Annotated in this window: 21 protein-coding genes; 11 read left to right on the top strand and 10 right to left on the bottom strand. The window is 68.1% G+C overall.

Going from position 1 to position 26,512, the window contains the following annotated elements; translation table 11 throughout:
- Positions 1 to 45: 45 nt before the first annotated feature.
- The 10 genes from E6C72_RS24240 (at position 46) to E6C72_RS24285 (ending at position 13,571) form a co-directional block, all read left to right on the top strand.
- Entirely contained in the window at positions 46 to 675 is a 630-nt protein-coding gene (locus tag E6C72_RS24240) for a TRAP transporter small permease (RefSeq protein ID WP_109084084.1), read from the top strand.
- Between the two features lie 12 nt (positions 676 to 687).
- Positions 688 to 1,968, top strand: coding sequence for a TRAP transporter large permease subunit (locus tag E6C72_RS24245; protein WP_109084083.1), 1,281 nt, complete (start codon positions 688 to 690; stop codon positions 1,966 to 1,968).
- A 51-nt stretch (positions 1,969 to 2,019) separates the two neighbouring features.
- A complete protein-coding gene (locus tag E6C72_RS24250; protein WP_109084082.1) occupies positions 2,020 to 3,054 on the top strand; it encodes a TRAP transporter substrate-binding protein in 1,035 nt (344 codons plus the stop codon).
- Between the two features lie 123 nt (positions 3,055 to 3,177).
- Positions 3,178 to 3,867: a TetR family transcriptional regulator gene (locus E6C72_RS24255; RefSeq protein WP_199228666.1), complete on the top strand. Its 690-nt coding sequence runs from the start codon at positions 3,178 to 3,180 to the stop codon at positions 3,865 to 3,867.
- A gap of 310 nt (positions 3,868 to 4,177) precedes the next feature.
- A complete protein-coding gene (locus tag E6C72_RS24260) occupies positions 4,178 to 5,641 on the top strand; it encodes a benzaldehyde dehydrogenase (protein WP_109084080.1) in 1,464 nt (487 codons plus the stop codon).
- A gap of 65 nt (positions 5,642 to 5,706) precedes the next feature.
- Complete coding sequence (locus tag E6C72_RS24265; protein ID WP_109084079.1) at positions 5,707 to 6,804, top strand: NAD(P)-dependent alcohol dehydrogenase; 1,098 nt, start codon at positions 5,707 to 5,709, stop codon at positions 6,802 to 6,804.
- A 47-nt stretch (positions 6,805 to 6,851) separates the two neighbouring features.
- Entirely contained in the window at positions 6,852 to 8,519 is a 1,668-nt protein-coding gene (locus tag E6C72_RS24270) for a DUF1302 domain-containing protein (protein WP_109084078.1), read from the top strand.
- A 45-nt stretch (positions 8,520 to 8,564) separates the two neighbouring features.
- The gene (locus E6C72_RS24275) at positions 8,565 to 9,923 is read left to right on the top strand and encodes a DUF1329 domain-containing protein (protein ID WP_109084077.1); all 1,359 of its coding nucleotides are present in this window, start codon (positions 8,565 to 8,567) and stop codon (positions 9,921 to 9,923) included.
- A gap of 88 nt (positions 9,924 to 10,011) precedes the next feature.
- Positions 10,012 to 11,118, top strand: coding sequence for a YCF48-related protein (locus E6C72_RS24280; RefSeq protein WP_109084076.1), 1,107 nt, complete (start codon positions 10,012 to 10,014; stop codon positions 11,116 to 11,118).
- A 20-nt stretch (positions 11,119 to 11,138) separates the two neighbouring features.
- Positions 11,139 to 13,571 (top strand): RND family transporter, encoded by a 2,433-nt coding sequence (locus E6C72_RS24285; RefSeq protein ID WP_109084075.1) that lies wholly within the window; start codon positions 11,139 to 11,141, stop codon positions 13,569 to 13,571.
- 6 nt (positions 13,572 to 13,577) lie between these two features.
- Here the strand turns inward: E6C72_RS24285 and E6C72_RS24290 are convergent, their stop codons facing one another.
- Complete coding sequence (locus E6C72_RS24290) at positions 13,578 to 15,350, bottom strand: sigma-54-dependent Fis family transcriptional regulator (protein ID WP_247875464.1); 1,773 nt, start codon at positions 15,348 to 15,350, stop codon at positions 13,578 to 13,580.
- 338 nt (positions 15,351 to 15,688) lie between these two features.
- On the opposite strand from E6C72_RS24290, the gene E6C72_RS24295 reads away from it, so the two are divergent.
- Positions 15,689 to 16,873 carry a serine hydrolase gene (locus E6C72_RS24295; RefSeq protein WP_247875463.1) on the top strand — a complete coding sequence of 395 codons (1,185 nt, stop codon included), beginning with the start codon at positions 15,689 to 15,691 and terminating at the stop codon, positions 16,871 to 16,873.
- Positions 16,874 to 16,998: 125 nt separating this feature from the next.
- Here E6C72_RS24295 and E6C72_RS24300 read toward each other — a convergent pair whose 3' ends face one another.
- The 9 genes from E6C72_RS24300 to E6C72_RS24340 all read right to left on the bottom strand — a co-directional run bounded on the left by E6C72_RS24300 (position 16,999) and on the right by E6C72_RS24340 (position 26,470).
- The gene (locus E6C72_RS24300; protein ID WP_109084072.1) at positions 16,999 to 17,751 is read right to left on the bottom strand and encodes an SDR family NAD(P)-dependent oxidoreductase; all 753 of its coding nucleotides are present in this window, start codon (positions 17,749 to 17,751) and stop codon (positions 16,999 to 17,001) included.
- 14 nt (positions 17,752 to 17,765) lie between these two features.
- Positions 17,766 to 18,512, bottom strand: a complete 747-nt coding sequence (locus E6C72_RS24305) for an SDR family NAD(P)-dependent oxidoreductase (RefSeq protein WP_109084071.1) — start codon at positions 18,510 to 18,512, stop codon at positions 17,766 to 17,768.
- A complete protein-coding gene (locus E6C72_RS24310) occupies positions 18,509 to 20,026 on the bottom strand; it encodes a ribulokinase (RefSeq protein ID WP_109084070.1) in 1,518 nt (505 codons plus the stop codon). Before E6C72_RS24310 ends, E6C72_RS24305 begins: the two co-directional genes overlap by 4 nt.
- A gap of 210 nt (positions 20,027 to 20,236) precedes the next feature.
- Complete coding sequence (locus tag E6C72_RS24315; RefSeq protein WP_109084069.1) at positions 20,237 to 20,572, bottom strand: carboxymuconolactone decarboxylase family protein; 336 nt, start codon at positions 20,570 to 20,572, stop codon at positions 20,237 to 20,239.
- Positions 20,565 to 21,854, bottom strand: coding sequence for an acetoin dehydrogenase dihydrolipoyllysine-residue acetyltransferase subunit (locus tag E6C72_RS24320; protein ID WP_109084068.1), 1,290 nt, complete (start codon positions 21,852 to 21,854; stop codon positions 20,565 to 20,567). The genes E6C72_RS24315 and E6C72_RS24320 overlap by 8 nt, the downstream gene beginning before the upstream one ends.
- Positions 21,851 to 22,846 (bottom strand): alpha-ketoacid dehydrogenase subunit beta, encoded by a 996-nt coding sequence (locus E6C72_RS24325; protein WP_109084067.1) that lies wholly within the window; start codon positions 22,844 to 22,846, stop codon positions 21,851 to 21,853. Before E6C72_RS24325 ends, E6C72_RS24320 begins: the two co-directional genes overlap by 4 nt.
- 11 nt (positions 22,847 to 22,857) lie before the next feature.
- Entirely contained in the window at positions 22,858 to 23,931 is a 1,074-nt protein-coding gene (locus E6C72_RS24330; protein WP_199228665.1) for a thiamine pyrophosphate-dependent dehydrogenase E1 component subunit alpha, read from the bottom strand.
- Between the two features lie 14 nt (positions 23,932 to 23,945).
- Entirely contained in the window at positions 23,946 to 24,935 is a 990-nt protein-coding gene (locus tag E6C72_RS24335; protein ID WP_109084066.1) for an ABC transporter permease, read from the bottom strand.
- On the bottom strand, positions 24,932 to 26,470 hold the full coding sequence (locus tag E6C72_RS24340; RefSeq protein ID WP_109084288.1) for a sugar ABC transporter ATP-binding protein: 1,539 nt from the start codon (positions 26,468 to 26,470) through the stop codon (positions 24,932 to 24,934). The genes E6C72_RS24335 and E6C72_RS24340 overlap by 4 nt, the downstream gene beginning before the upstream one ends.
- Between the last annotated feature and the right edge of the window lie 42 nt (positions 26,471 to 26,512).

Consider the following 26,512-nt stretch of genomic DNA (forward strand, 5'->3'; position numbering starts at 1 on the left):
CGACACAAGACAAGCCGGCGGGACTGCCGGCACCGGGAGGACCGCATGAGACAGCTGGTCGAGGCCTATTTCACCCTCATCAAGATCCTGATGGCGCTGTGCATGGCCGGCATGGTGGTGCTGGTGTTCGGCAACGTCGTTCTGCGCTACGCCTTCAACAGCGGCATCACGGTGTCGGAGGAGATGTCGCGCCTGTTCTTCGTCTGGATGTGCTTCCTTGGCGCCATCCTGGGCCTGCGCGAACGGGCGCATCTCGGCGTCGACACGCTGGTGGCGCGGCTGCCGCGGACCGGAAAGATGGTCTGCGCGGTGGTCAGTTGCGGCCTGATGCTGTGGGTCACCTGGCTGGTGCTGCAGGGCAGCTGGACCCAGACCGTCATCAATTGGGACGCGCAGGCGCCGGCCACCGGCCTGTCGATGGGGCTGCTGTATGGCATCGGCGTGGTGTTCGGCCTGTCGACCGGCGCCATCCTGCTGCACGAGATGTATCTGCTGCTGACCGGCAGGATCTCCGACGCCGACCTCGTGATGGTCTCGGAATCGGAGGATCTGCCGGAGGCGACCGCCCACGGTGCCCACACCGGCGGCCACCGGACGCACCAGTCCACAAACCAGGGGGGCACCAACCGGGAGGAAGCATTGCCGCTGCCGTCCCAAACCGCCTCCAGCCGCTGAGGACGCAGGACCATGACCATCACCATCTTCCTCGGCTCCCTGCTGGGCGCCATGGCCATCGGCATGCCCATCGCCTATGCCCTGCTGCTGTGCGGCGTGGCGCTGATGATCCAGCTCGACCTGTTCGACGCGCAGATCGTGGCGCAGAACCTGATCAACGGCGCTGACAGCTTTCCCCTGATGGCCGTGCCCTTCTTCATGCTGGCCGGCGAGATCATGAACACCGGCGGCCTCGCCAAGCGCATCGTCAACCTCGCCATGGCGATGGTCGGGCACATCCGCGGCGGGCTTGGCTATGTCACCATCCTGGCGGCGACGGTGATGGCCAGCCTGTCCGGCTCCGCCGTGGCCGATGCGGCTGCGCTCGCCACCCTGCTGGTGCCAATGATGGTGGCGGCCGGCCATGACCGCAACAGGTCGGCCGGTCTGGTCTCCGCCAGCGCCATCATCGCGCCGATCATCCCGCCGTCCATCGGCTTCGTCATCTACGGCGTCGCCGGCAACGTCTCGGTCACCAAGCTGTTCCTGGCCGGCATCTTCCCCGGCATCCTGCTGGCCGTCGGCCTGTGCGGCGCCTGGTGGTACGTGTCGCGCAAGGAGAACCTCGTGCCTCCGCCCCGCCGCTCGCTGCGCGAGGTGCTGGCGATCCTGCGCGAGGGCGTGTGGGCGCTGATGCTGCCGGTGATCATCATCGTCGGCCTGAAGTTCGGCGTCTTCACCCCCACCGAGGCCGCGGTGGTGGCCGCCGTCTATTCGCTGTTCGTCGCCGTCTGCGTCTATCGCGAAATGTCGGTCGCCGACATCTACCCGGCCCTGCTGGGGGCGGCGAAGACCACCAGCGTCGTCATGTTCCTGGTCGCCGCGGCGCTGGTGTCGTCCTGGCTGATCACGGTGGCCAACCTGCCGGGGATGGTGACCGATCTGCTGGAGCCGCTGATGGGCAACCAGACCCTGCTGCTGCTGGCGATGATGGCGCTGGTGGTGGCGATCGGCACCGCGATGGACATGACGCCGACCATCCTGATCCTGACGCCGATCCTGGTCCCGGTGTGCAAGCAGGCCGGCATCGACCCCGTCTATTTCGGCGTGCTGTTCATCATCAACAACGCCATCGGCCTGATCACCCCGCCGGTCGGCACCGTGCTGAACGTCGTCTGCGGCGTGTCGAAGGTCAGCATGGAGGGCGTCATCCGCGGCGTCTGGCCCTTCATGCTGGTACAGCTGGTCGTCCTGTTCCTTCTGACCCTGTTCCCATCCCTCGTCATGGTACCGGCCGCCTGGCTCAGCCACTGACCTCTTCACCGACCCCTTGCCCCATTCAAGAAAATACCCGGAGGAAACCTTATGAAGACGCGCATGAAGTCCCTGCTCGCCGGCCTGCTGCTGCCCGGCCTGCTGCTGCCCGGCCTGCTGTTCGCCGGTGCCGCCACCGCCGCGGAATACAAGGACCGGTCGGTTAAATTCGCCTTCCAGAACGTCAAGGAACACCCGCAGGGCCAGGGCGCCCAGAAATTCGCCGACATCGTCGAAGCGAAGAGCGGCGGCAAGATCAAGGTCAAGCTGTTCCCCGGCGGCACGCTTGGCGGCGACGTGCAGACCGTGTCGGCGATGCAGGGCGGCATCGTCGAGATGTCGGTGATGAATGCCGGCATCCTGGTTTCCCAGGCCAAGGAATTCGCCCTGGTCGACCTGCCCTTCCTGTTCAACAGCGCGTCGGAGGCCGATGCCCTGCTGGACGGCCCGGTGGGCGAGCAGCTGATGGCGAAGCTGCCGGAAAAGGGGTTGGTCGGCCTGGGCTTCTGGGACCTGGGGTTCCGCAACCTGACCAACAACCGCCGGCCGGTGAAGACCGCCGCCGACATCGCCGGCCTCAAGATCCGCGTCATCCAGACGCCGATCTACATCGACATCTTCAAGGCGCTGGGCGCCAACCCGGTGCCGCTGGCCTTCCCCGAACTCTACAGCGCGCTTGAGACCGGCACCGTCGACGGGCAGGAGAACCCGGCCAAGACCATCGAGCTGACCAAGTTCAACGAAGTCCAGAAATACATGACGATCACGCGGCACATCTACAATCCGCAGTCGCTGATCATCTCCAAGAAGTTCTGGGACACGCTGAACTCCGACGAAAAGGCGCTGTTCCAAAGCGCTGCCGCCGAAGCGACCGTCTTCCAGCGCAAGCTGTCGCGCGAGCAGGAAGCCGATGCGCTGGCGTCCCTGAAGGCCAAGGGGATGACCATCGACGAGCTGCCGGCCGACGAACTCGCCAAAATCCGTGAGAAGGTCAAGCCGGTGGTGGACAAGTACAAGACCGAGATCGGCGATGCGCTGGTCACCCAGGCCTATGCGACCATCGAAAAGAAGCGCGCGTCGAACTGACGGTCAAGCGCTGTGGTGGAGTGCGTTCACGCACTCCACCACTCCGGCATTGAGCTTTTCTTCCCGTTCGTCCATTACCTCCGGTGAAGGCGCTCTCCGCGCCGCGAGACCATGGGACAGGGCATGACGGCGGACGACGCGACCGGCACAACCAGCAAGGCAACGCCAGCGGCCAAGCCAAGCCGCAAGAACGATCCGGAAGGCACCCGCCAGGACATCCTCGAGGTGGCGACGGAGGAATTCTCCTCGCTGGGCTTCAGCGGCGGCCGGGTCGATGCCATCGCCGCGCGCACCCGCACCACCAAGCGCATGATCTATTATTACTTCGGCGGCAAGGAGGAGCTGTATCTTGCCGTGCTGGAGAAGGTCTATGGCGACATCCGCGCCATCGAGAACCGCCTGAACCTCCAGGATCTGGAGCCGGAAGCGGCGATCCGGGCCCTGATCGACTTCACCTTCGACTATCAGGAGCAGCACGAGGACTTCATCCGGCTGGTGAGCATCGAGAACATCCACCGTGCCGAGCACATGAAGAAGTCGAAGGCGATCGCCAACCTGAACATCACGGTCATCGACACGCTGGCCCGTATCCTTGAACGCGGCCGGGATGCCGGCGTGTTCAAGGCCGACATCCAGCCCATCGACCTCCATATGATGATCAGCGCCTTCTGTTTCTTCCGGGTGTCGAACCGCCACACCTTCAATCTGATCTTCCACCAGAACCTCACCGCCACCGATACCCGCACCCGCCACAAGCGGATGATCGCCGACGCCATCGTCAGCCTGCTGAAGAGCGAGGTGGCGGGCGCCTGAAACCCGCCTTCGGTTACGCTCCTTAGTCCTGTCCGGCATTCCAGTTCCGGCGGGTTTTTCAGGATTTCAGCACCTCGCACAGGCCGTTTCAGGATTTCAGGAACTCTGCCCATCACCGGCCGAAACGGGATTGGCCGCACCTCCGGATTGTTCTTGTTCATTATCGTCAGGAATACGCCCTATTCCGCGTCGATCGCCTTCCCCCAACAGCTGAGGACCGTCCACCTTCGGCACGGTGTTTGCTCTGATACGGAAAGCAGCGGCTTCCGACCGCTGAGCGTCACCGCAGAGCCACCCTCCGGAGGACCCCTTGGACAGCAGGACACATCCCCATTTCCTTGAACACGCTCTCTGGTCCGCCAGCCTGTTCGACGGCTCCTGGCGCCCAGCCGCCAACAGCCATACAGTCATCGAACCCGCGACCGGCGAACCGCTCACCCAGGTCGGCGATGCCGCGCCCGAAGACGTGGAGACCGCCGCCGCCGCCGCGATCGTTGCCCAGCGGGCCTGGGGCGCCGTATCCCCGCGGGAGCGCGCCGACATCTTCCGCCGCGCCGCGGCCCTGCTGGAGACGAACTTCCCGGAACTGGCCCGCTTCGTCGCCCGCGAGACCGGCGGCATCCCGGCCAAGGGGGAGCATGAGCTGCGCGAGGCGATCACCCTGTTCCATCTCGCGGCGGGGATTCCGTTGCAGGCGGCGGGCGAGGTCCTGCCCAGCATGCCCGGACGCTTCAGCCTCGCGCGCCGCACCCCCCATGGGGTCGTCGCCGTCATCTCCCCCTTCAATTTTCCGCTGATCCTGTCGCTGCGCGCGGTGGCACCGGCCCTGGCCACCGGCAACGCGGTGCTGCTGAAGCCCGATCCGCAAACGCCGGTCAGCGGCGGCCTGATCATCGCCCGCGCGCTGGAACTGGCAGGGCTTCCGGCCGGCCTGCTGCATGTCCTGCCCGGCGGGCCCGATGTCGGTGAAGCTCTGGTGACCCATCCGGCGGTGGGAATGGTCTGCTTCACCGGTTCGACCGCGGTCGGCCGACGCATCGGCGAGTTGGCGGGCGGACGGTTGAAGAAAGTGTCGCTCGAGCTTGGCGGCAAGAACTCGCTGATCGTCCTCGACGACGCCGATCTCGACCTCGCCGCCCGCAACATTGCCTGGGGCGCCTTCCTGCATCAGGGGCAGATCTGCATGGCCAGCGGCCGCATCCTTGTCCATCAGGCGGTGGCGGCGGACCTGATCGCACGGGTCGCCGAGAAGGCGCGCCATCTGCCGGTCGGCGATCCCGCCCGCGAGCCGGCGGCGCTCGGCCCGCTCATCAACGACCGTCAGGTGGCGAAGGTTCACGCCATCGTCGAGGACAGCGTCCGGGCCGGCGCGGTGCTGGAGGCCGGCGGCCGGCGTGACGGGCGCTTCTACTGGCCGACGGTGCTGTCGGGCGTGCGCCCCGGCATGCGCGCCTTCGCCGAGGAGGTCTTCGGCCCGGTCGCCAGCTTCGTCACCGTCGCCAGCGACGACGAAGCGGTGGAACTGGCCAACCGGACCGAATACGGCCTGTCGGCTGCGGTGCTGTCCCCCAACCTCGCCCGCGCCTGGGCTCTCGCCGAGCGTCTCGACGCCGGCATGGTCCATGTCAACGACCAGACCGTCAACGACGAGTGCGTCAACCCGTTCAGCGGGCGCGGATGCTCGGGCAATGGCGGGTCGCCGTCGGACTGGCGCGAATACACGCGGTGGCAGTGGCTGACCGTCAAGCCAATGGCACCGGCCTATCCGTTCTGACCCGTCCGGTCCTTTGGCCGGCTCCTTTGACCGGCCGGTTCCGAACCTTTTCTGGAAAATCCGAGATGAAGATCAAAGCGGCGGTCGCGCGCGCTAACGGCGCCCCCTTGTCGATCGAAACCCTCGATCTGGAGGATCCACGCGACGACGAAATCCTGGTGCGCGTGGTCGCCACCGGGATCTGCCACACCGACCTCGTGGTGCGGGACGGCCATCTGCCGACGCCGCAGCCGGTGGTGCTGGGCCATGAGGGCGCCGGCATCGTCGAGCGGGTCGGCGCGCAGGTGACCAAGGTGCGCCCCGGCGACCCGGTGGTGATGACCTACAATTCCTGCGGCACCTGCCCCAGTTGCCGGGAGCATCACGCCAGCACCTGCCACGAGTTCTTTCCCCGCAACTTCTTCGGCACCAGGCCCGACGGGACGAGCGCGCTGTCCAGCGAGGGGAAGCGCGTCCATGGCAATTTCTTCGGCCAGTCCTCCTTCGCCAGCCATGCCCTGTGCCATGCCCGCAACGTCGTCAAGGTGCCGGACGACGTGCCGCTGGAACTTCTGGGGCCGCTGGCCTGCGGCGTCCAGACCGGCGCCGGCGCCATCCTCAACGCGCTGAAGGTCGAAACCGGACGGGCGGTCGCCATCTTCGGCACCGGGTCGGTCGGGCTGTCGGCGGTGATGGCGGCGCGGCTCGCCGGAGCGGCGACCATCATCGCCGTGGACATCCGGGAGTCGCGGCTGGAGGCCGCGCTCTCCTTCGGCGCCACCCACACCGTCAACCCGGCTTCCACCGATGCCGCTGCGGAGATTCTGAAGCTGACCGGCGGTGTCCATTACGCGCTGGACACCACCGGCAACGCCAGCGTGATCCGCAAGGCGGTGGAATCGCTGGCGCCGCGCGGCCTGTGCGGCCTGCTCGGCGCCTCGCCGCTGGGCAGCGAGGTCACACTGGACGAGGTCCATTTCATGAGCGGAGGACGGCGGCTGATCGGCATCGTCGAGGGCGACACCAACCCCGACGTCTTCATCCCGATGCTGATCGGGCTGTACCGGCAGGGACGCTTCCCCTTCGACCGCATGGTCCGCTTCTACCCGTTCGACGCGATCAACCAGGCCATCGACGACATGGAGCAGGGGCGGGCCATCAAGCCGGTGGTCCGGCTGCAGTGACGCGTTCGCAACCGATCAGGTGACACCATCAGGGGAGAGCAGAGAGAATGACGCTTTCAACAAAAACAATATCGCTGGGGAGTGTTGCGCTGTCCCTTCTCGTCTCCGCTCCGGTCCGGGCGGCGAGCTGGGAGGTGGGAGACGACGGCTTCAAGATCACCTTCGACAACACCTTGAAGTATTCCAACGCCTTCCGATTGCAGGATCCGAAAGGCGGCCAGCTCACCGACGTAAACCTCGACGACGGCAACCGCAATTTCAAGCGGGGCCTGATCTCCAACCGCACCGACCTTCTGTCGGAATTCACCGCCGGGACCAAGGATTATGGCGTCCGGCTCAGCGGTGCCGCCTGGTACGACACCGTCTACAACCACGGAACCGACAACGACACCGGTTTCGGCAATTCGGTCAGCGTGCCGGCGGACAGCTTCACCCGCGCCACCCGCCGCATCCACGGCCGCAACACCGAACTGCAGGACGCCTTCGTCTACAACAATTTCACGGTCGACGACAAACGCGCGTCGCTGCGGCTCGGCCGCCATTCGCTGGTGTTCGGCGAAAGCCTGTTCTTTGGCCAGAACGGCGTCGCGGCGGCTCAACAGCCCATTGACCTCGCCAAGCTGCTGAGCGTCCCCGGCACTCAGTTCAAGGAATTGCTGATGCCGGTCTGGCAGGCGTCGGGCAGTCTCCAGCTGTCGGAGAACCTGTCGGTCGGCGGCTATTACCAGTTCCAGTGGCGCCCGACCCGCCTGCCCGCCGCCGGCAGTTATTTCAGCACCTTCGATTTCGTCGGCGACGGCGCCGAACGGCTGATCGCCGGCGCGCCGCTGGTCAACGGCGGCGGCCCCGCCTCCTTCTGGCGCGGCCAGGACATGAAGGCGCGCGACAGCGGCCAGTTCGGTCTCCAGGCCCGCTACACGCCGGAGGACAGCGATGTCGAGCTGGGCTTCTACTTCGCCAAGTATCACGACAAGACGCCGCAGATTTACCTGATCCCCAACGCCAACCCGTCCGCCGCGGACGTGGCGGCGGGACGGATCGGCCGGCTGCGTCTGGTCTATCCGGAAGACATCAAGACGGTGGGCGTCAGCGCCAGCACCGTGATCGGCCGGACCAACGTCGCGGGCGAAGTCTCCTACCGCTGGAACGCGCCGCTGGAAAGCGACCCGCAGACCGTCACCGACGCCGCCAACAACAGTGGCAACCCGGCCTATGCCGTCGGCCGCACGCTGCATGTCCAGACCTCGGCCATCCATGCCTTCACGCCGACGCCGCTGTGGGACGGCGCGTCGCTGGTCGGCGAGATCGCCTGGAACGACCGTCTCGCCATCGACAAGAACCCGTCCGCCCTCGACCCGCGCACCACGCGCAGCGCGCTGGCCCTGCGCAGCATCTTCACCCTGACCTATTTCCAGATCGCCAACGGGCTGGACGTCAACATTCCGCTGGGCATCGGCTGGACGCCCTACGGCCGCTCCTCGGCGGTGCCCGGCTTCGCCGGCCGGGTGTCGCGTGGCGGCGACATCACCATCGGCGCCGATTTCACCTACCAGACCGCCTGGCAGTTCGGCACCAGCCTGACCCATTATTTCGGCGGCGGCGGGGTCGGTCTGACCCCGGTGGTTCCCGGACGCACCCCGTTGCAGGAGCTGTCCTTCACCCAGACATCCAAGGACCGCGACTTCATCGGCTTCTACGCCAAGCGGTCCTTCTGAAAACCGCGCTTCGACACCGAATCCGCGCACGAGGAGTCTTCGATCATGAAACGCATGACCACCGTTCTGGTGGCCGGCGCGCTGCTGGCCGCCGGCATGGGAACCGCCGTCGCCGCGTCGTCGGCCCAGGACGCCGCCAAGCTCGGCGCCAGCCTGACCCCGATGGGTGCCGAAATGGCCGGGAACAAGGACGGCACCATTCCGGCCTGGACCGGCGGCATGACCAAGCCGTTGCCCGGCTATACCCCCGGCAGCGAACGGACCGACCCCTTCGCTTCGGAAAAACCGCTGTTCTCCATCACCGGACAGAGCGTCGGCAAGCATGCCGACAAGCTGGCCGACGGCGTGCAAGCCCTGCTGGCGAAATATCCGGATATGCGGCTCGACGTCTATCCCAGCCATCGCACGGCGGCGGCGCCGCAATGGGTCTATGACAACACCCGGAAGAACGCGACGCGCGCCAGGCTGGCCGACAACGGCTATGCCGTCGAGGGGGCCTATGGCGGGATTCCCTTTCCCATTCCAGCCGACGGCTACGAGGCGATCTGGAACCACCGGCTGGGCTGGAACGGCGAGAGCGTCGAATTCTCGCTCGGCACCTGGATCGTTACGCCGGACGGGGCGCGGGTCCAGCCCTCCGCCGGGCAGGAGTACATCCAGTATCCCTACTACTACAAGGATGGCAGCCTGGAGAAATACGAGGGCATCAACCAGCTCGGCCGTTTCATCAACGAACGCCCGGCGTCCCGCCGCGGCGAGGCCATCCTGGTCCATGAGCCGTCGTCCGCCGGGAAGGCGCGCGCCATCTGGCAGTATCTCGTCGGCCAGCGCCGCGTCCGCCGCGCTCCCTCCGTCGCCTACGACACCCCCGATTTCGTGACCTCCGGCGTCGGATTCTTCGACGAGGCCTTCATGATGTTCGGTCCGGTGGACGGCTATGCCTTCACCCTGGCCGGCAAGAAGGAGATGTACATCCCCTACAACAACAACCGCGCCGCCTCCGCCCCGATCGAGACGCTGATGGGATCGAAATTCCTCAACCCCGATCTGGTCCGCTGGGAGCTGCACCGGGTCTGGGTGGTGGACGCCGTGCTGAAGGACGGCCGCCGCCATGTGGTGCCGAAGCGCCGCTACTATCTGGACGAGGACAGCTGGCAGATCGTCATGTTCGACGGCTGGGACGCCCAGGGCAAGCTGTGGCGCAACAACTACTCGCTGACCCTGCTGGCGCCGGACATTCCGGCGGTGGTGACCAACGTCTTCTGGGGCGGCTACGACCTGCGCACCGGCTCCTACTATCTGAACGCGGCCTCCAACGGGCTGAGCAAGCAGTACACCGCGGTGCCCCGGCGCCCGGAAACCGACTGGAGCCCCGACGCGCTGGCCAACAGCAGCGTCCAATGAGCGGCCGGCCGGGCCAGCCGATCTGGTCCGGCCCCCTTTCCCGTTTCCCCTTTCGATCCCCAATGATCAACTCCCAACGGAGGGCTCCATGAACGCCCCGCATCGATGGGTGCTTCTGGCCGCCGCCCTGGCGCTGTCCACACCCGCCATGGCGGCCACCCCGGCCCCCACGCCGGGTGTCGTCACCGGTGCTCCACCGGCACGCGCCGACTTCCCGGTGCTGTCCCGTCCCGCACCCCCCTCCGCGCATGCACCGGAGGCGGCGATGCTCGCCGTCGCCGCGGTCGGGAACCGTCTGGTCGCGGCGGGGGAGCGCGGCATCGTGCTGCTGTCCGACGATGGCGGCGCCACGTGGCGGCAAGCCAGGGTTCCGGTCAGCGTCAGCCTCACCGCCTTGCAGTTCGTGAATGGACGCACCGGCTGGGCGGTCGGCCATCTCGGCGTGGTCCTGCGCACCGACGACGGCGGCGAAAGCTGGCGCCTGCAACTTGACGGAATTGGAGCGGCGGAGAAGGCGGCGGCAAGTCCGGCCGGCGCGGCAGGTGCCGCCCGTTCCGGACAGTCCCTCCTGAAGGACGGGCCGGACAAGCCCTTTCTCGATCTCCATTTCGCGAACGACAAGGATGGCATGGTGGTCGGCGCCTATGGGCTGGCCTTCCGCACCGAAGACGGCGGTGCCAGCTGGACCTCCGTCATGGACGCGCTTCCCAATCCCGACGGCCTGCATCTCTATGGGCTGCGGGCCGGCAAAGGGGCGGGAGCCGACGACCTCTACATCGTCGGCGAACAGGGGCTGATGCTGCGTTCCACCGACCGGGGCCGCAGCTTCGCGCCACTCGACTCGCCCTATGCGGGAAGCTGGTTCGGCCTGACGGTGTTCGATGACGGCAGCCTGCTCGCCTATGGGCTGAAGGGCAATGCCTACCGCTCCTCCGACCGCGGCGACCATTGGGAGAAGGTGGAGATGCCGAGCGAAACCGGCATCAGCGCGATCGCCCATAGCAGCGGCCGGACACTGGCGGTCGATCAGGCGGGGGCGGTTCTGGAAAGCCGCGATGCCGGGCGCCGCTTTGCACTGGTTCAGCGCACCGGGCTGCCGTTGACCGGAGCCGCCTTCGCCGGCTCGGCTTCTGACGGATCGCGCGCCGTCCTGTCCAGCCTGCGCGGAATGGCCCCGCTGGCCCCCGCCCCTTAAAGACATAAAGGCTTACCGACATGATCAGCGAGGACGCCCTCGGCCAGCCCCCGGTCATCGCCCGGCTGGAGGATTTCGACCGGCAGTCGGGCAGCCGGCTGGAACGGTTGCTGTTCAACAACCGCGTCACCGTCGTGGCGCTCTGCCTGCTCGCCAGCCTGTTTCTCGGCTGGCAGGCGACGCATCTGCGGCTGAACGCCAGCTTCGAGAAGATGATCCCGACCGGCCACCCCTACATCGCCAATTATCTGGCGCACAGGTCGGAACTGGGCGGGCTGGGCAATTCGGTGCGGATCGCCGTCGAGGCGGCGGACGGCACCATCTTCGACAAGCGGTACATGGAGACCCTGCGCGCGATCAACGACGCGGTCTTCCTGCTGCCCGGCGTCGACCGTCCCTTCCTGAAATCGCTGTGGACCCCGGCGACGCGCTGGACCGCGGTGACGGAACAGGGCATCGACGGCGGCACGGTGATCCCCGACGGCTTCGACGGTTCCCCCGCCAGCCTGGAGGCGCTGCGCGCCAATGTCGAACGGTCGGGCGAGATCGGCCAGCTGGTGGCGGCCAACGTCCGCTCCAGCGTCATCTTCGTGCCGCTGCTGGACATCGAGCCGGAAACCGGCAAGCCCTTCGACTACCGCAAATTCTCCCAGAGCCTCGACGCGCTTAAGACCAAATACGAGCCGATGGGCGTGAAACTGCATGTGACCGGCTTCGCCCGCATCGTCGGCGATCTGATCGCCGGGCTGGAGCAGGTTCTGCTGTTCTTCGTCGCCGCCGTCGTCATCGCCTTCCTGGTGGTGCTGGCCTATACCCGCTGCGTGCGCAGCACGCTGCTGGTGATGTGCTGCTCGCTGGTGGCGGTGATGTGGCAGCTCGGCCTGCTGTCGCTGCTGGGCTATGAACTCGACCCCTATTCGGTGCTGGTGCCCTTCCTGGTCTTCGCCATCGGCATGAGCCACGGCGCCCAGAAGATGAACGGCATCATGCAGGACATCGGCCGCGGCACCCATCGCGTGGTGGCGGCGCGTTACACCTTCCGCCGCCTGTTCGTCGCCGGCCTGACGGCGCTGCTGTGCGACGCCGTCGGATTCGCCGTGCTGATCATCATCGACATCAAGGTGATCCAGGATCTGGCGATGATCGCCAGCATCGGCGTCGGCGTGCTGATCTTCACCAACCTGATCCTGCTGCCGATCCTGCTCTCCTATGTCGGCGTCAGCGCCACTGCGGCCAGCCGCAGCCTGCGCGAGGAGGCCGACATGCAGGAGGACGGCCAGGAGAGCGGGACCAAGCACTGGGCGTGGCGCTTCCTCGATCTGTTCACCCAGCGCCGCTATGCAGCCATGGCGATCGTGGTGGCGGCCCTGCTGGCGGCCGGCGGCTACCGCGTCAGCCTCGACCTCAAGGTCGGCGACCTCGATCCCGGCGCCCCCGAATTGCAGCCGGACTCCGCCTACAACCGGGACAGCGCCTTCATGGTCGCCAACTACGCCGCCAGCTCCGACATCCTGGTGGTGATGGTGAAGACGCCGAACGACCAGTGCACCGCCTACCGCACCCTGTCGCGGGTGGACGAGCTGGCATGGCGACTGCGCCAGCTTCCCGGCGTGGAGGCCACCAACTCGATGGCGACGCTCGCCAAGCTGGCGGGGGTCGGCTTCAACGAAGGCAATTTCAAATGGTTCGAGCTGATCCCCAATGAGGGTGCGCTCGGCGTCGCCCAGACCATCGCACCACGCGAATCCTTCAACAAGATGTGTTCGCTGCTGACACTCTACGTCTATCTCCAGGACCACAAGGCCGACACGCTGGCCCGCGTCGTCGCGACGGTGGAGGAGTATAGCGCCCGCAACGGCGACCCGAACGTCCGGTTCCTGCTGGCGGCGGGCAATGCCGGGATCGAGGCGGCCACCAACATCGTCGTCGGCAAGGCGATGCACGAGATGCTGGTTTGGGTCTATGGCGCGGTGATCCTCCTGTGCTTCGTCACCTTCCGCTCCTGGCGGGCGGTGGCGACGGCGGTGATCCCCCTGGTACTCACCTCCATCCTGTGCGAGGCGCTGATGGTGGTGCTGGGCATGGGCGTCAAGGTGGCGACCCTGCCGGTCATTGCACTCGGCGTCGGCATCGGCGTCGATTACGCCCTCTACGTCCTCAGCATCGTCCTGTCCCATCTGCGGGCTGGGGAAAGCCTGTCGGTCGCCTATTACCGCTCGCTGCTGTTCACCGGCCGGGTGGTGATGCTGACCGGCCTGACGCTGGCGGTGGCGGTCGCCACCTGGTACTGGTCGCCAATCAAGTTCCAGGCTGACATGGGCATCCTGCTGGCCTTCATGTTCCTGTGGAACATGCTGGGGGCGCTGATCCTGCTGCCGGCGCTCGCCTGTTTCCTACTGCCGCGCCCGAAGCCGGCGGCCGATGCCGTCCGCGCGGCCAAGGTCGTGGTCTGACGACGGTCAGGCGGGATCGGGAGGGAGGGGGGCGCCTGCGCCCTTCTCCATCCCCGGCGCCAGCCCATGCTTGCTCAGGCGGTATTCCAGCGTCGCACGGGTCAGGTTCAGCGCCCGTGCCGCCGCCGACACGTTGCCCTTGTGGCGGGCCAGCGCCGCCTTCAGAACGCCGCGCTCCATATCGGCCAGCGGCAGGCCATCCGTGACCAGACGCTCGAACACATCGTCGGTTTCCCGGCCGTCGGCCGCATCGCCGTCCTGCATGCCGATCCGCCCGTCCGGTTCCAGCGAATAGGCGGCCGGCGGCGCCATCTCTCCCGGGCGGAACATGTGGGCGATGTCGATCAGCTCCCCATCGGCGGCGCAGACCACGCCGCGCTCGATCAGGTTCTGCAATTCCCTGATGTTGCCGGGATAGCGGTAGTTCAGCAGCGCCTCGGTGGCGCGGCGGGTGAAGCCGGGTGGCCGGCGGCCATGTTCCTGGGCGTAGAGGTCGAGGAAATGCTCCATCAGCAGCGGGATGTCGTCGCGGCGCTCGCGCAGCGGCGGCAGGGCGATGGGAAAGACGTTGAGCCGGAAAAACAGATCCTCGCGGAACCGCCCGGCCTTGACCTCGTCACGCAGATCGACGTTGGTGGCGGCGACGACGCGCACGTCGACCTTGACGGTCCTGACCCCGCCGACCCGTTCGATCTCGCGCTGTTGCAGGGCGCGCAGCAGCTTGCCCTGGGCGACCAGACTGAGCGAAGCGATCTCGTCGAGGAACAGGGTACCGCCGTCGGCCCGTTCAAAACGCCCCGGCCTTGCGGCGGCGGCCCCGGTGTAGGCGCCCTTTTCCACCCCGAACAGTTCGGACTCGACGAGCGTATCGGGAATGGCGGCGCAGTTCAGGGCGACGAAGGGGCCGTCGCGGCGCGGGCTGAGATCGTGCAGGGTGCTGGCGAACAGCTCCTTGCCGACACCGGACTCACCGACCAGCAGCACGCTCGCCCGTGTCGAGGCCACCCGCTCCAGCATGTGCCGCGCCGCCATGAAGCTGGCCGACAGGCCGATCACCGGTCCGCGGTCATCCCCGGCTTCCCGACGCGCCGGCGGCGGCGCCGGTTCGGGTGACGGGGGAACTTTCCGGCCCGGCCGCCGCGGCGTCTCCCAGGTCATGCCGAGCGCTTCCATATCGAGCGCGACGTCGCCCCAGGCATCGGCCGGCTGGCCGATGACACGGCACAACGGCGCCCCCATGCCGCGGCACTCCACCTCGCGGAACAGGATCAGCTTGCCGAAGATCCGGCTGGTGTAGCCGGTGGCGTAGGCAACCTGCATCCAGCACACCGGATCGACGCTGACGCCGCAATGGGTGATGTGCTCGTCGGCCTCCGCGGAATCGTGCCAGATGAACTCCCCCAGATAGTGCCCCTTCTCGATATCGAATTCGAAGCGGCGGGTGGTGACCTTGACAAAGCCTTCCAGCGTGTGGATGCGCGGACCGGCGGCAAAAGACAGGGTGAGATCCCCGGACGGCCAGCGGCGGCGGATCAGGTCGGCGTCGCGGGCCCCCTGCGCATAGCCGACGCGGGTGAACAGGGCGCGCGCCCGCTCGATGCCGATGGCGTCGATCAGTTCACGCCGGATCATGCCGAGGTTGGCGACGTCGAACAGCAGCATGCGGCGGTCGTTCAACCAGATGCGGCCGTCGCCGATCGAGAAATACAGGCACTCCGTCAACTCGCGCATGGTCGGAGCGGCGGACGCATCCAGCTCGTCGCTGCACCCGCGGCTCATGAGCTTTCCGGATTGGCGGGAGGCCTCCGCCAGGGAAATTTGACGCACGCTTTGCCCGTCCATGGACTCCAACGATCCTCCCTACGAATTGTTCTGTTGTATAACTTTTATCAAATCATGAAAGAAAACGTCAATTTGCGCAATTCATGAATCGGACACAGGGCCGTTGGTGAAATTTTCAACTGATCATATTGATCTGAATGAATTTTTCTCGCCTGGTCACCGCGCGTTCGTGTGGCATGCCGATTGCTGGTGGCACTGCATGTCCGCTCTCCGGAAATTTTCCGCTTCAACACTCAAGGATCCCGGCAATGGAGTCACTCAGTGGGGATGGGGCCGTGTCCGCCCTGTCCGATCGCCTCGGCGCGGTTCTGGATCGCCACATCGGCTCGGGCCGCATCGTCGGCGCCGTGGTCGCGGTGGCGCGGGACGGGGAAACCGTCGCGGAGATCGCAGCCGGATGGTCCTGCCGCGAAGAGGCCAAGCCGGCAACGGTCGACACCATTTTCCGCTTGGCCTCCCTGACCAAGCCGATCGTGTCCTGCGCCACCCTCGCCCTTGTGGAGCGGGGCGTGCTGTCGCTCGACGGCGCGGTCCATGACTGGCTGCCGGATTTTCGCCCCCGCCTGCCCGACGGCACGACACCGGTCATCACCATAGCCCAGCTTCTCAGCCACAGTTCCGGGTTGGGCTACGGATTCCTGGAGCCGCCGGACGGTCCCTATCACCGCCTCGGCGTATCGGACGGGCTCGATGCGCTGGGCGTCTCGATGGATGAGAATCTGCGTCGCATCGCGGCAGCACCCCTGCTGTTCCCGCCCGGTCGCGGCTGGTGCTATTCGGTGGCGACCGACGTTCTGGGTGCGATCGTGGAGCGGGCCTATGGCGGGACGTTGGCGGAGGCGGTGTCCGCACTGGTGACCGGCCCGCTCGGTCTGGCCGACACCGGCTTCGCGCCTGCCACCCGTGACCGCCTCAGCACCCCCTACATCGATCGCGAGCCGTCTCCCGCGGTGATGGCCGACAATGACACGCTGGCCTTCGGTCCAGGGCAGCTCAAATACGTACCGTCCCGTCTGTTCGACACCACGTCCTTCCTGTCCGGCGGCGGCGGCATGGTCGGCACTGCGCCGGACTACCTGAAGCTTCTGGAGATGCTGCGCACCGGCGGCGGCGGCATCCTGCGGCCGGAAACCGCTGCCGCCCTGACCACCCACGCGGTCGGTGAGGCCGACGTCTTCATTCCAGGACCGGGATGGGGCTTCGGTCTGGGAGTCGGTGTCGTCCGGGATCCAGTCGCCGCCGGACTGCCCCTCTCTCCGGGAAGCTGGGGCTGGTTCGGCGTTTTCGGGCTGCATTTCTGGGTCGATCCGGCGCGGCGCCTCAGCGTCGTGTCGATGACCAACACGGCGGTCGCCGGTATGGTCGGCCCCTTCGCCGATGACCTGCGCGACGCCATCGTCGGTACGCCGACGACCGCCCAGCCGGCCAACAACTCAGCCGACAGCTCGGCCGACCGGTGACTCTCCGGCTCTGTTGATAAGTCAGCCTGCGGCTGGCTGCGGCCCGGTGCAGGGCAGCCGAGGTGGATATGCCACATCGCCCCGGCTTTCCTCACACCAATGCCCCGATACGGCGATCGGCGGCGTCAGGACAGGACGATCCCACCGTCGACGTTCAGCGTCTGGCCGGTGACGAAGGCGCTGTCGTCGGAGCAGAAGAAGGCCACCGGTCCGGCGACATCCTCCGGCGCGCCGATCCGCGCCATGGCGGTCTTGGCCTTCCAGCCGTCGCGGATTGCCGGATCGTCGAGGTTCACCCGGCCCATGTCGGTCAGGATGATGCCCGGGCAGACGCAGTTGGCGGTGATGCCGAGCGGCCCGACCTCCTGCGCCAGCACGCGGGTGAAGCCCATCACCGCGGCCTTGGAGGCGGAATAATGCGCCTGTTCCGGCGCGCCGTGCTTGCCGCCGATGGAGGCGATGTTGCAGATGCGGCCGTAGCCCTGCGCCTTCATCAGCGGCAGTACCGCCTGGGTGACGAGGAAGGTGCCCTTGGCGTTCACGTCCATCACCTGATCCCAGGCGGTTTCCGGACAGGCCTCCACAGTAGCGGCGATCAGGATGCCGGCATTGTTGACCAGCGCGTGGATGGTGCCAAGCTCCGTCACGGCGCGGTCGACCATCGCCTGCACCTCGTCCTTGGCCGACACGTCGGCGTGCAGCTCGACCACGCGGACGCCTTGTGCCCGCGCCGCCTCCGCCGTCTCGGCCAGCGCGCCGGCCTGCCGGGCGATGTCGTTCAGCGCGAGATCGAAGCCGCGCGCCGCCAGACCGAGAGCGATGGCGCGGCCGATGCCGCGGCTGGCGCCGGTGACCAGCGCGATCTTCCCCTGTGCCATATCGTTGTTCTCCTTCAAAAAGCGGTGTAGCCGCCGTCGACGGCCAGGACGGTTCCTGTGATGAAGCTCGCCGCGTCGGAGGCGAGGAAGGCGACGGCCAGCGCCACCTCGCGCGGTTCGCCCAGCCGGCCCATCGGCGTGGCGGCGAGCCAGCGCTCGAACCATTCCCGGCGGGAACGGCCGGCCAAAGTCAGTTCGGTGGCGGTGTAGCCGGGAGCGACGGCGTTGACCCGCACCCGGCCGGCCCATTCCACTGCCAGCGACTTGGTCAGCAGATTGACGCCCGCCTTGGCGGCGTTGTAGGCGGCCTGGGGCTGCGGATGGACGACGATCTCGCCGCACATCGAGCTTATGTTGACGACCGATCCCCTGCCCGCCTCGACCATCGGGCGGCCGAAGGCGCGGGCGGTGTGGAAGACGCCGTGCAGGTTGACGTCGATCACCCGCCGCCAGTCGGCCAGATCGACCTCAAGCGCCGGCGCGTTGTGGACGATGCCGGCGTTGTTGACGAGGATGTGCGGCACGCCGGCCTCGTCAACCAGACGGGCGGCGGTCTCCTCGGCTGCCTGCGCGTCGGTGACGTCGAGGGTATAGGCGAGACCGCCGATCTCGTCCGCCAGACGGCGGGCGGCGTCGCCGTCGCGGTCGAGGATGGCGACGCGGGCGCCGGCCTCGGTCAGGACGCGGGCGATGGACTGGCCGATGCCGACGGCCCCGCCGGTGACGACGGCGAGCCGGCCACTGAGGTCGAACTCCTTCATGCCAGGCGCTCCCGCGCCGGAACCGGCCCGTTCAGTACGCCCTTCAGCGCCGGGTAGAGGGCGAGGTAACGCTGGTAGATCTCTTCGTAGAGGGCGGATTCGCGCGGGCGCGGCTCGATGCTGGTGCCGGAGCGGACCATCGCGGCGATGCCCTCGTCGATGCTGGCGAAGCGGCCGGCGCCATGGGCGGCCAGCACCGCCGAACCGGTGGATGGCGCGTCGGCGGAGGCCGGGATGCGCACCGGCAGGCCGGCGGTGTCGGCGTGGATCTGCATCCACAGCTGCGAGGCGGTGGCGCCGCCGCCGACCGTGATCTCGGTCGAGCTGTAGCCGCCGGCCTTGAAGGCGTCGAGGATGGCGCGGGTGCCGAAGCCGATGCCCTCGATGATCGCGCGGAAGACGTGATGCGGCTCATGGGCCAGCGTCAGCCCGACGATGGCGCCGCGGCTGAGCGGGTCGGTGTAGGGGGTGCGGTTGCCCTGGAAATGGTCGAGCACCAGCAGCCCGTCCGATCCCGGTTCCAGCGCCGCCGCCTTGGCGTTCAGCGCGGCGAGGTCGAACGTGCCGCCGCTGAAGCGGCGCAGCCAGTTGACGATGGAGCCGGTGGAGGTCTGGCCGCCCTCGACGATCCAGCGGCCGGGATAGACGATGTCGGGATAGCTGCCCCAGACGCCGGGGGCATGCAGCGGCGCCTCGGTGACGCCGAATTGCAGGTGCGAGGATCCGGTGATCAGCGCCAGTTGCCCCGGCTGGGCGACGCCGAGCCCGATCATGCCGATCAACGCGTCCGCCCCGCCCTGCACCAGCTTGACCGACGGCCGCAGACCGAGGGTGGCGGCGGCTTCGGCCGTCAGCGTGCCGACCACCTCGCCAGGGGCCAGCACGCGGGCCGGCCATTTGCCCTCAAGCTCTTCGAGGTCGAGCGCCTTGAGGATGCCGCGAGCCCAGCCGCCGTCGCGGCTGGAGTAGTGCCAGCGCAGGCCGGCATTGTCGAGGCTGGCCACCCGTTCGCCGGTTAGGCGCAGAGTGAGGAAATCCTGGTATTCGCAGATGGTGTGGGCGGCGGCGAAGACCGCCGGCTCGTTCCGCTTCAGCCACAGCGCCTTGGGGATCATCCACTCGGCCGAGACCGGGCCGCGCCCGGCGCCGTTGATCTTCAGCGCCGGATCTCCAGTGGCGAGCACCGCCTCCGCCTCGGCATGGGCGCGCACATCCATCCAGAGCAGCGCCGGGCGCAGCGCCCGGCCGTCGGCGTCGAGCGCCACGACGGTGCAGCAGGTGGTGGCGAAGCACATCGCCTCGATGTCGGTGGCGTCGATGCCGGCATCGGCGACGGCGCCGCGGGTGGCGTCGGTCAGCGCCCGCCACCAGTCCTCCGGATCCTGTTCCGCCCTGGCGCCGGGACCGAACTGCGTCTGGTAGGCGACGGCCTTCTGGCCAAGGCAGCGTCCGGACAGGTCGTAGATGCGCGCCCGCAGGCTTTCGGTGCCGCCATCGGCGGTCAGGTAATACATTCCCTTTTCCTCCCTGAAGACACGCAGCCCTTTGCGGACCGCTTTTATGGACGCCGATATCCCCTCTCCCCCCGGGGAGAGGGTTAGGGTGAGGGGGACGCGTGGCGGTACTTTACCGAGAATCCACCCTGTGCATCCCCCTCACCCCGACCCTCTCCCCGGGGGGGAGAGGGGGAAAGTGCCGGGGGGGGAGAGGGGGATTTTCTCCCCTCAGCCGAGCGAGCGGAACGCCGCCAACGCCTTGCCCGCATACATCACGGCGGGACCGCCGCCCATCTCGACCGCGACCTCCAGCGCCTCGACAAGTTCCGCCTCGGCGGCGCCGTGCCGGCGGGCGGCATCGACATGGTAGAGGATGCAATCCTCGCAACGGGTGGCGACGGAGATCGCCACCGCCATCAGCTCCTTTTGCGCTGGCGTGAAGGCCCCGGCGGCACTCGCCGCCCGGCTGACCTCGGCGAAGCCCTTCATCAGGGCGGGGGACGCCTTGGCGAAGGCGCCGAGCCGCGCCTTCGCCGCCGCCAGACCGGTCTTTGCGTCATCCATGCTGGGTCTCCTCGTCGATCAGGGCCGCGACCTCGCGCGGCGCGTCCCATTGCGGCATGTGGCCGGACGGCAGGAAATGTGCCGCCACGCGCGGCGGCAAATTGAGCGCGTCGGTCGCGGACACGATGCGGTCGTCCAGGCCGAAGACGGCACGGACGGGAATGCGCTCCGCCAGTTCCGCCAGCGGGCGCAGCAGGTCGATGCGCTGGCGTCCGTCGGCGGTGGCGAGCGCCGTGGCCAGCGTGCGCAGGCGTCCCCGGCCCATCTCGCGCGCCATGGCGGCAAGCGCGGCGTCGGACAGCTGGCCGCCGCGCGGTCCAAGCAGGCGCAGCAGATGCGACACCTCGCCGGTGGTTTCCGCCGCCGCCATGCCATGGACGAAGTCGGCGCCGATCCTCGGCCCGCAGCCGGCGGGGGTGAGCAGCACGAGGCGCGCCACCCGGCCGCCGAGCCGGCGGGCGGCGTGGACGGCGGCGGCGGCGCCCAGCGAATGGCCGACCAGCACCAGCGGTCCGGGCAGGCTCTCCGCCAGCGCCATCACCGCGGCGGCCAGCCCGTCCACATCCGCCGCCTCAATGGCGGTGGCACCATGGCCGGGCAGGTCGGGCATCACCACGCGCTTGCCGGAGCGGGCGAGACCGGAGGCCAGATTGGCCCAGGCGCTGCGGTCTCCGGCAAAGCCATGGACCAGCAGATGCACCGGCCCCGTGATCCCGGCCTGCGCATAGGCCAGCCGGCCGGCCGGCGTGTCGAGCCAGCACAGGTCGGCCGGCGCCGGGCCGGCCGAACCGGCGGCATTCTCGACATCGGCACGCTCGATCCGGCCACGGCGCCCGCTGCCATGGAGAGTCTCCAGGGCGACGCCGTGCTGGCGGGCCAACCGCCTTGCGGTCGGGGTGGCGCGCAGCCGGTCGTCGGATGAGCGTTCCGGAGCCGGCGTGCCGGCAGTGTTGGAGCGGGCGTCGGCTTCCGCCGGCGCCGGCTCCTTCGCGGCGGCGGGTTCGTCCTCGTCGGGCAGCGCGGCGGACCAGTCCTCGGTCGAGGTGACGGCGACACGGGCGATCGGGGCGCCGACCGGCACGCGGTCGCCAGCCGACACCAGCGTTTCATCAAGGCGACCGTCGCCGAGCGCCGGATATTCGACGACGGTCTTGTCGGTCTCCAGCTCCAGGATGGCGTCGCCACGGCGGAACTGCTGTCCCGGCTCGACCAGCCAGCCGACGATGACGCCCTCCTCCATCGTCTCCCCCAGCCGGGGCATGGTCAGCGTGAGCGTGGTCATGCCGCCACCCGTCCGGCCAGCATCCGGAGGGCGGTGTCGGCGATCAGCTGCGGGCCGGGCACCGATCCAGCTTCCAGCGCGGTGGACACCGAGATCGGGATGTCCTCCCCGGCGACGCGGACCACCGGATCCTCAAGGAAGTCGAAGCATTCCTCGGTGATGCGCGCCGACAGCTCGGCGGCGACACCGGCGGTCATCACGCCCTCGCTGACCACCATGGCGCGGCCGGTGCGCTCGACATGGGCGCGGATGGTGTCGAAATCGAGCGGGTTCAGCGTGCGGATGTCGATCACCGTCGCCTCGACGCCCCGGGCCGACAGCTGGCGCGCCGCCTCCAGGCAGTAATGAAGCTGGCGGGAATAGGTGACGATGACCAGATCGCGCCCCTCGCGCCGCACCGCCGCCTTGCCCCAGGCCAGCGGTTCGGCGTCGAGGTCTACGGTCTCCTTCATGGTGTAGAGCGCCTTGTGCTCGATGAAGACGACCGGGTCGGGCTTGGTCAGCGCCATGCGCAGCAGACTATAGGCGTCGGCCACCGTGGCGGGCATCGCCAGCCGCAGGCCCGGCGTATGCATCACATAGGCTTCCAGGCTCTGGCTGTGCTGGGCGCCGGCCGAGCGGCCGGTGCCGCCCTGGGTGCGCAGAACCATCGGAACGCCGATCTGGCCGCCGAACATGTAGCGGATCTTGGCGGCCTGGTTGGCGAGCTGATCCATGGTCATGCCGATGAAATCGACATACATCAGCTCCGCCACCGGGCGCAGGCCGGTCATCGCCGCACCGACCGCGGCGCCGACGATGGCCGGTTCGGAGATCGGCGTGTCGATCACCCGCTCCGCCCCGAACTCCTTGATCAGATCCTTGGTGACGCCATAGGCGCCGCCATAGCGGCCGACCTCCTCGCCGAGGATCACCACGTCCGGGTTTTCGGTCATCGCGTCGGCCAGCGCCTTGCGCAGGGCGTCGCGATAGGTCAGTTCCTGAAGTGTCATTCTGGGTCTCCTCAGTCCCGCGCCAGAACGCGGTCGATGCGGGCGCGCACCGGTTCGGGTTCGGGTTCCTCGGGCGCATAGACGTCGCGGAACATCGAGGCGAGCGGCGGTTCCGTCTGCGCCACGGTGAAGTCGATGGTCGCGTCCATCTCGGCGCCGATCTCCGTATCCAGCCGGTCCAGTTCGGCTTCGGCCTCCAGACCGCGCTCGATCAGGGCCGCGCGGGCGAAGGCGACCGGATCCTGGCGGCGACCGGCCTCCTCCTCCGCCGGGTCGCGGTAGGGCGACTTGTCCTTGCGGGCATGGCCGTAGAAGCGGTAGCAGGACACCGCCAGGAAGGCGGGCTTGCCGGCCCGCGCCCCTTCGACCAGCCGTTCGGCGGCCTCGGCCACCGCCTCGACGTCGAGGCCGTCCACCGTCTCCGCCGCGAGGCCGAAGGCGGCGGCGCGTTCGTGCAGGTTGGGGTTGGCGGTCGCCTGGGCGATGTTGGTGCCCATGCCGTACTGGTTGTTGACGCAGACGAAGACGCAGGGCAGGCCCCACAGGGCGGCCATGTTCATGCTCTCGTACAGGATGCCCTGGCCGGTGGCGCCGTCGCCGAAGAAGGCGACGCTGACGGCGCCGGTCTTGTGGTGGCGGGCGGAGAGGCCGGCGCCGACCACCGCCGGGATGCCGCCACCGACGATGGCGTTGGCGCCGAGATGGCCCAGCCCCATGTCGGCGATGTGCATCGACCCGCCCTTGCCGTGGCAATATCCGGCTTCCTTGCCGCCGATCTCCGCCATCATGCGGGCCGGGTCGGCGCCGCGGGCGAGGAAGATGCCGTGGCCGCGGTGGTGGGTGGTGAAGCTGTCGCCGTCGCGCAAGTGGGCGCAGACACCGGCGGCGGCACTCTCCTCGCCGATGGACAGGTGCAGCATGGAGCCGGCCGACTGGCCGCGGACGAACAGTTCGCCCACGCGCTCCTCGAAGGTGCGGATCCGGCGCATCGTCCGGTAGAGTTCGGGAAGGCGCGTGTTGGCGCCCGCCCCGACCCGGCCCACCCGATTGCGGCCCGCCTCGGCCTGGAGGTCAGCCTCGTACATCGAAGACTCCGATTTCAAAGAAGGTTGAGCTTGGTGCTGCGCGAGACGACGGCGACGGCGGCAAGGATGATGACGCCCTTCACGATCGCCTGGATGTAGGTGTCCATGCCCATCAGGTTGAGGCCGTTGTTGATGACCCCGATGAAGAGCGCGCCGAAGAAGGTGCCGAGCACGGTGGCCGTGCCCGGCCGGAACATGGTCATGCCGATGAAGACCGTCGCCAGCCCGTCCAGCAGGTAGCGCTCGCCGGCATTGGGCTGGCCGGAGCCGAGCCGGGCGGCGAGCAGCGTGCCGGCCATCACCGCGAAGAGGGAACAGACGACGAGGGCTGCGGCGCGGTACTTGCGCACGCGGATGCCGGACAGCTCCGCCGCCTTCTGGTTGCCGCCGACGGCGTAGATGTAGCGGCCGAAGATCGTCCGCTCCATGACGAACCAGGCGACCAGCACGGCGGCCAGCATGAAGAAGGCGAGGACCGGGATGCCGGCGACGCGCCCCTGGCCGAGCCAGAGATAGACCTCGTCCAGCCCGCCATAGATCGCCCGGCCGCCGGTCATCAGGAAGTTGATGCCGTAGAGGATGGAGCCGACGGCCAGAGTCGCGATCAGCGACGGGATGCCGACCAGCGTGACGAGGATGGCGTTGGCCGCCCCGACCGCCAGCCCGGCGCCGAGCCCGGCCAGCAAAGCGAGCGGAAGCGGCACGCCCTTGACCAGCAGCAGCGGCACCAGCACGCCGGCAAGGCCGACGGTGTAGCCGACCGACAGATCCATCTCGCGGGCGGCGAAGCCGAAGGTCAGGCCGGCGCCGACGATGGTCAGCATCGAGATCTGCTGCGCGATGTTCAGCAGGTTCTGCCCGGTCAGGAAGCGGTCGACGCCAAACGAGAAGACCAGGAACATGGCGACCAGTACGACCAGCGTGCTGTAGCGCTGGACATGCTCCTTGCGCAGCCCGAACAGCCGGTCATGGCTGGGGAGGGATCCGGTGGCGGTGTCGGTCATGCGGGAATTCCTGACTTTGCAGTCTCCGGGACGGCTCCGGAGATGGCGGCGATGAACGCGCTCTCGGAAAAGCCGGTGCCGGGAATTTCCGGGCCGGGCCGCAGGTGATGGAAGGGGATGACCCGGTGGGCCAGCGCCTCGATCTCCAGCAGGTCGGAGGACGCGATGACGATCCCGACGCCGCTGGCGGCGAGCCGCCGCATCTCGGCATAGATCTCGGCCTTGGCGCCGATGTCGACGCCCTCGGTCGGCTCGATGAAGATCATCACGCGGTAGCGGCCCTCGGCCCCGTAGAGCCATTTGCCGATGGAGATCTTCTGCTTGTTGCCGCCCGACAAAGTGCGCAGCAACTGGCCGGAGGAATGGGCCTTCACGTTCAGGAGCCGCATGATGCGGCGGGATTCCGCCTCCTCCCGGCCGGGCGACAGGATGCCGGCGGCGATGGCGCCGTGGCCGGGATGGACCATCGCCAGATTCTCGCGCAGCGTCCACTCGCCGATCAGCGCGTATTCCATGCGGTGGTCGGGGACCAGCGCGATGCCGGCCGCCTGCATGCGGGCGGGCGGTCCCGGCTTGACCGGACGGCCGGCGACCGCCAGCCCGGCGCAGCGCACGCCGGACGGGCTGTGCAGCGAGCGGGCGAAGCCGAAATGGCCGGCACCGGTCAGCCCGATCAGCCCGACGATCTCGCCGGCATGCAGGGTGAAGTGCGGCACATGCAGCCGCCCGACCTGCCAGTCGCGGATGTCGAGCACGATTTCGCCACGGCTGGCCCGCGCCGCCTCTTCGGACTTGCGCTGCGGGGCGGAGCCGCTGCGGCGCAGCATCATGTCGACCAGCATCTGCTCGTCGAGCGCGTCGGCGGATTCGGTGCAGATGCGCCGGCCGTCGCGCAGAACGGTGATGCGATGGGACAGCGCCTTGATCTCCGACAGGAAATGGCTGATCAGCACCACGCCGACGCCACGGGCCGGCAGCGTGCGGATGATCGCCCACAGCTGCTCCTTCTCGCGGGCGGGCAGCGTCGCCGTCGGCTCGTCGAGGATGACGATGCGGGCGGTGCCGCGCAGCGCGCGGACGATCTCGATGACCTTGCGGTCGGCCATCGGCAGCTCGGCCACCGGACAGCCGAGATCAATGGCGACCTGCGGAAACCATTTGGCGAGCAGGGCCGCGGCCTGGGCCTTCAGGGCGGAGGCGCGGATCATGCCGCCGATGCGGCGCGGCTCGACGCCGAGCAGGATGTTCTCCGCCCCGGTCAGGCCGGGGACGAGGCTGCCCTCCTGGCTGACATGGGCGATGCCCTGGGACAGCGCGTCCTGCGGCGAGCCGAAGCGAGCGGTGCGCCCGTCGATGGAGATGCTGCCGCCGCTGGGCTGAAGGCTGCCGCCCAGGATGCTGACCAGCGTCGATTTGCCGGCGCCGTTCTCGCCGATCAGGCCATGCACCTCGTCGCTGCGGAAGACGACGTCCACGCCGTCCAGCGCCCGCGTCCCCGGAAACTGCATGACGATGTCGGCCAGATGGATTTCCATGGCGACCTCCAAGGAATGAAGCCTGCCGCCGCCGGCCCGGAC

The sequence above is a fragment of the Azospirillum sp. TSH100 genome, from assembly GCF_004923295.1.
GTDB lineage: Bacteria > Pseudomonadota > Alphaproteobacteria > Azospirillales > Azospirillaceae > Azospirillum.

What these genes read in the sequence shown, in the direction of transcription:
- E6C72_RS24305 (WP_109084071.1), bottom strand. Translation starts at nt 18,512, where the DNA reads ATGAAGGAGTTCGACCTCAGTGGCCGGCTCGCCGTCGTCACCGGCGGG.
- E6C72_RS24285 (WP_109084075.1), top strand. Translation starts at nt 11,139, where the DNA reads ATGATCAGCGAGGACGCCCTCGGCCAGCCCCCGGTCATCGCCCGGCTG.
- E6C72_RS24240 (WP_109084084.1), top strand. Translation starts at nt 46, where the DNA reads ATGAGACAGCTGGTCGAGGCCTATTTCACCCTCATCAAGATCCTGATG.
- E6C72_RS24255 (WP_199228666.1), top strand. Translation starts at nt 3,178, where the DNA reads ATGACGGCGGACGACGCGACCGGCACAACCAGCAAGGCAACGCCAGCG.
- E6C72_RS24245 (WP_109084083.1), top strand. Translation starts at nt 688, where the DNA reads ATGACCATCACCATCTTCCTCGGCTCCCTGCTGGGCGCCATGGCCATC.
- E6C72_RS24315 (WP_109084069.1), bottom strand. Translation starts at nt 20,572, where the DNA reads ATGGATGACGCAAAGACCGGTCTGGCGGCGGCGAAGGCGCGGCTCGGC.
- E6C72_RS24310 (WP_109084070.1), bottom strand. Translation starts at nt 20,026, where the DNA reads ATGTATTACCTGACCGCCGATGGCGGCACCGAAAGCCTGCGGGCGCGC.
- E6C72_RS24270 (WP_109084078.1), top strand. Translation starts at nt 6,852, where the DNA reads ATGACGCTTTCAACAAAAACAATATCGCTGGGGAGTGTTGCGCTGTCC.
- E6C72_RS24330 (WP_199228665.1), bottom strand. Translation starts at nt 23,931, where the DNA reads ATGTACGAGGCTGACCTCCAGGCCGAGGCGGGCCGCAATCGGGTGGGC.
- E6C72_RS24320 (WP_109084068.1), bottom strand. Translation starts at nt 21,854, where the DNA reads ATGACCACGCTCACGCTGACCATGCCCCGGCTGGGGGAGACGATGGAG.
- E6C72_RS24280 (WP_109084076.1), top strand. Translation starts at nt 10,012, where the DNA reads ATGAACGCCCCGCATCGATGGGTGCTTCTGGCCGCCGCCCTGGCGCTG.
- E6C72_RS24275 (WP_109084077.1), top strand. Translation starts at nt 8,565, where the DNA reads ATGAAACGCATGACCACCGTTCTGGTGGCCGGCGCGCTGCTGGCCGCC.
- E6C72_RS24335 (WP_109084066.1), bottom strand. Translation starts at nt 24,935, where the DNA reads ATGACCGACACCGCCACCGGATCCCTCCCCAGCCATGACCGGCTGTTC.
- E6C72_RS24265 (WP_109084079.1), top strand. Translation starts at nt 5,707, where the DNA reads ATGAAGATCAAAGCGGCGGTCGCGCGCGCTAACGGCGCCCCCTTGTCG.
- E6C72_RS24325 (WP_109084067.1), bottom strand. Translation starts at nt 22,846, where the DNA reads ATGACACTTCAGGAACTGACCTATCGCGACGCCCTGCGCAAGGCGCTG.
- E6C72_RS24250 (WP_109084082.1), top strand. Translation starts at nt 2,020, where the DNA reads ATGAAGACGCGCATGAAGTCCCTGCTCGCCGGCCTGCTGCTGCCCGGC.
- E6C72_RS24290 (WP_247875464.1), bottom strand. Translation starts at nt 15,350, where the DNA reads ATGAGCCGCGGGTGCAGCGACGAGCTGGATGCGTCCGCCGCTCCGACC.
- E6C72_RS24300 (WP_109084072.1), bottom strand. Translation starts at nt 17,751, where the DNA reads ATGGCACAGGGGAAGATCGCGCTGGTCACCGGCGCCAGCCGCGGCATC.
- E6C72_RS24340 (WP_109084288.1), bottom strand. Translation starts at nt 26,470, where the DNA reads ATGGAAATCCATCTGGCCGACATCGTCATGCAGTTTCCGGGGACGCGG.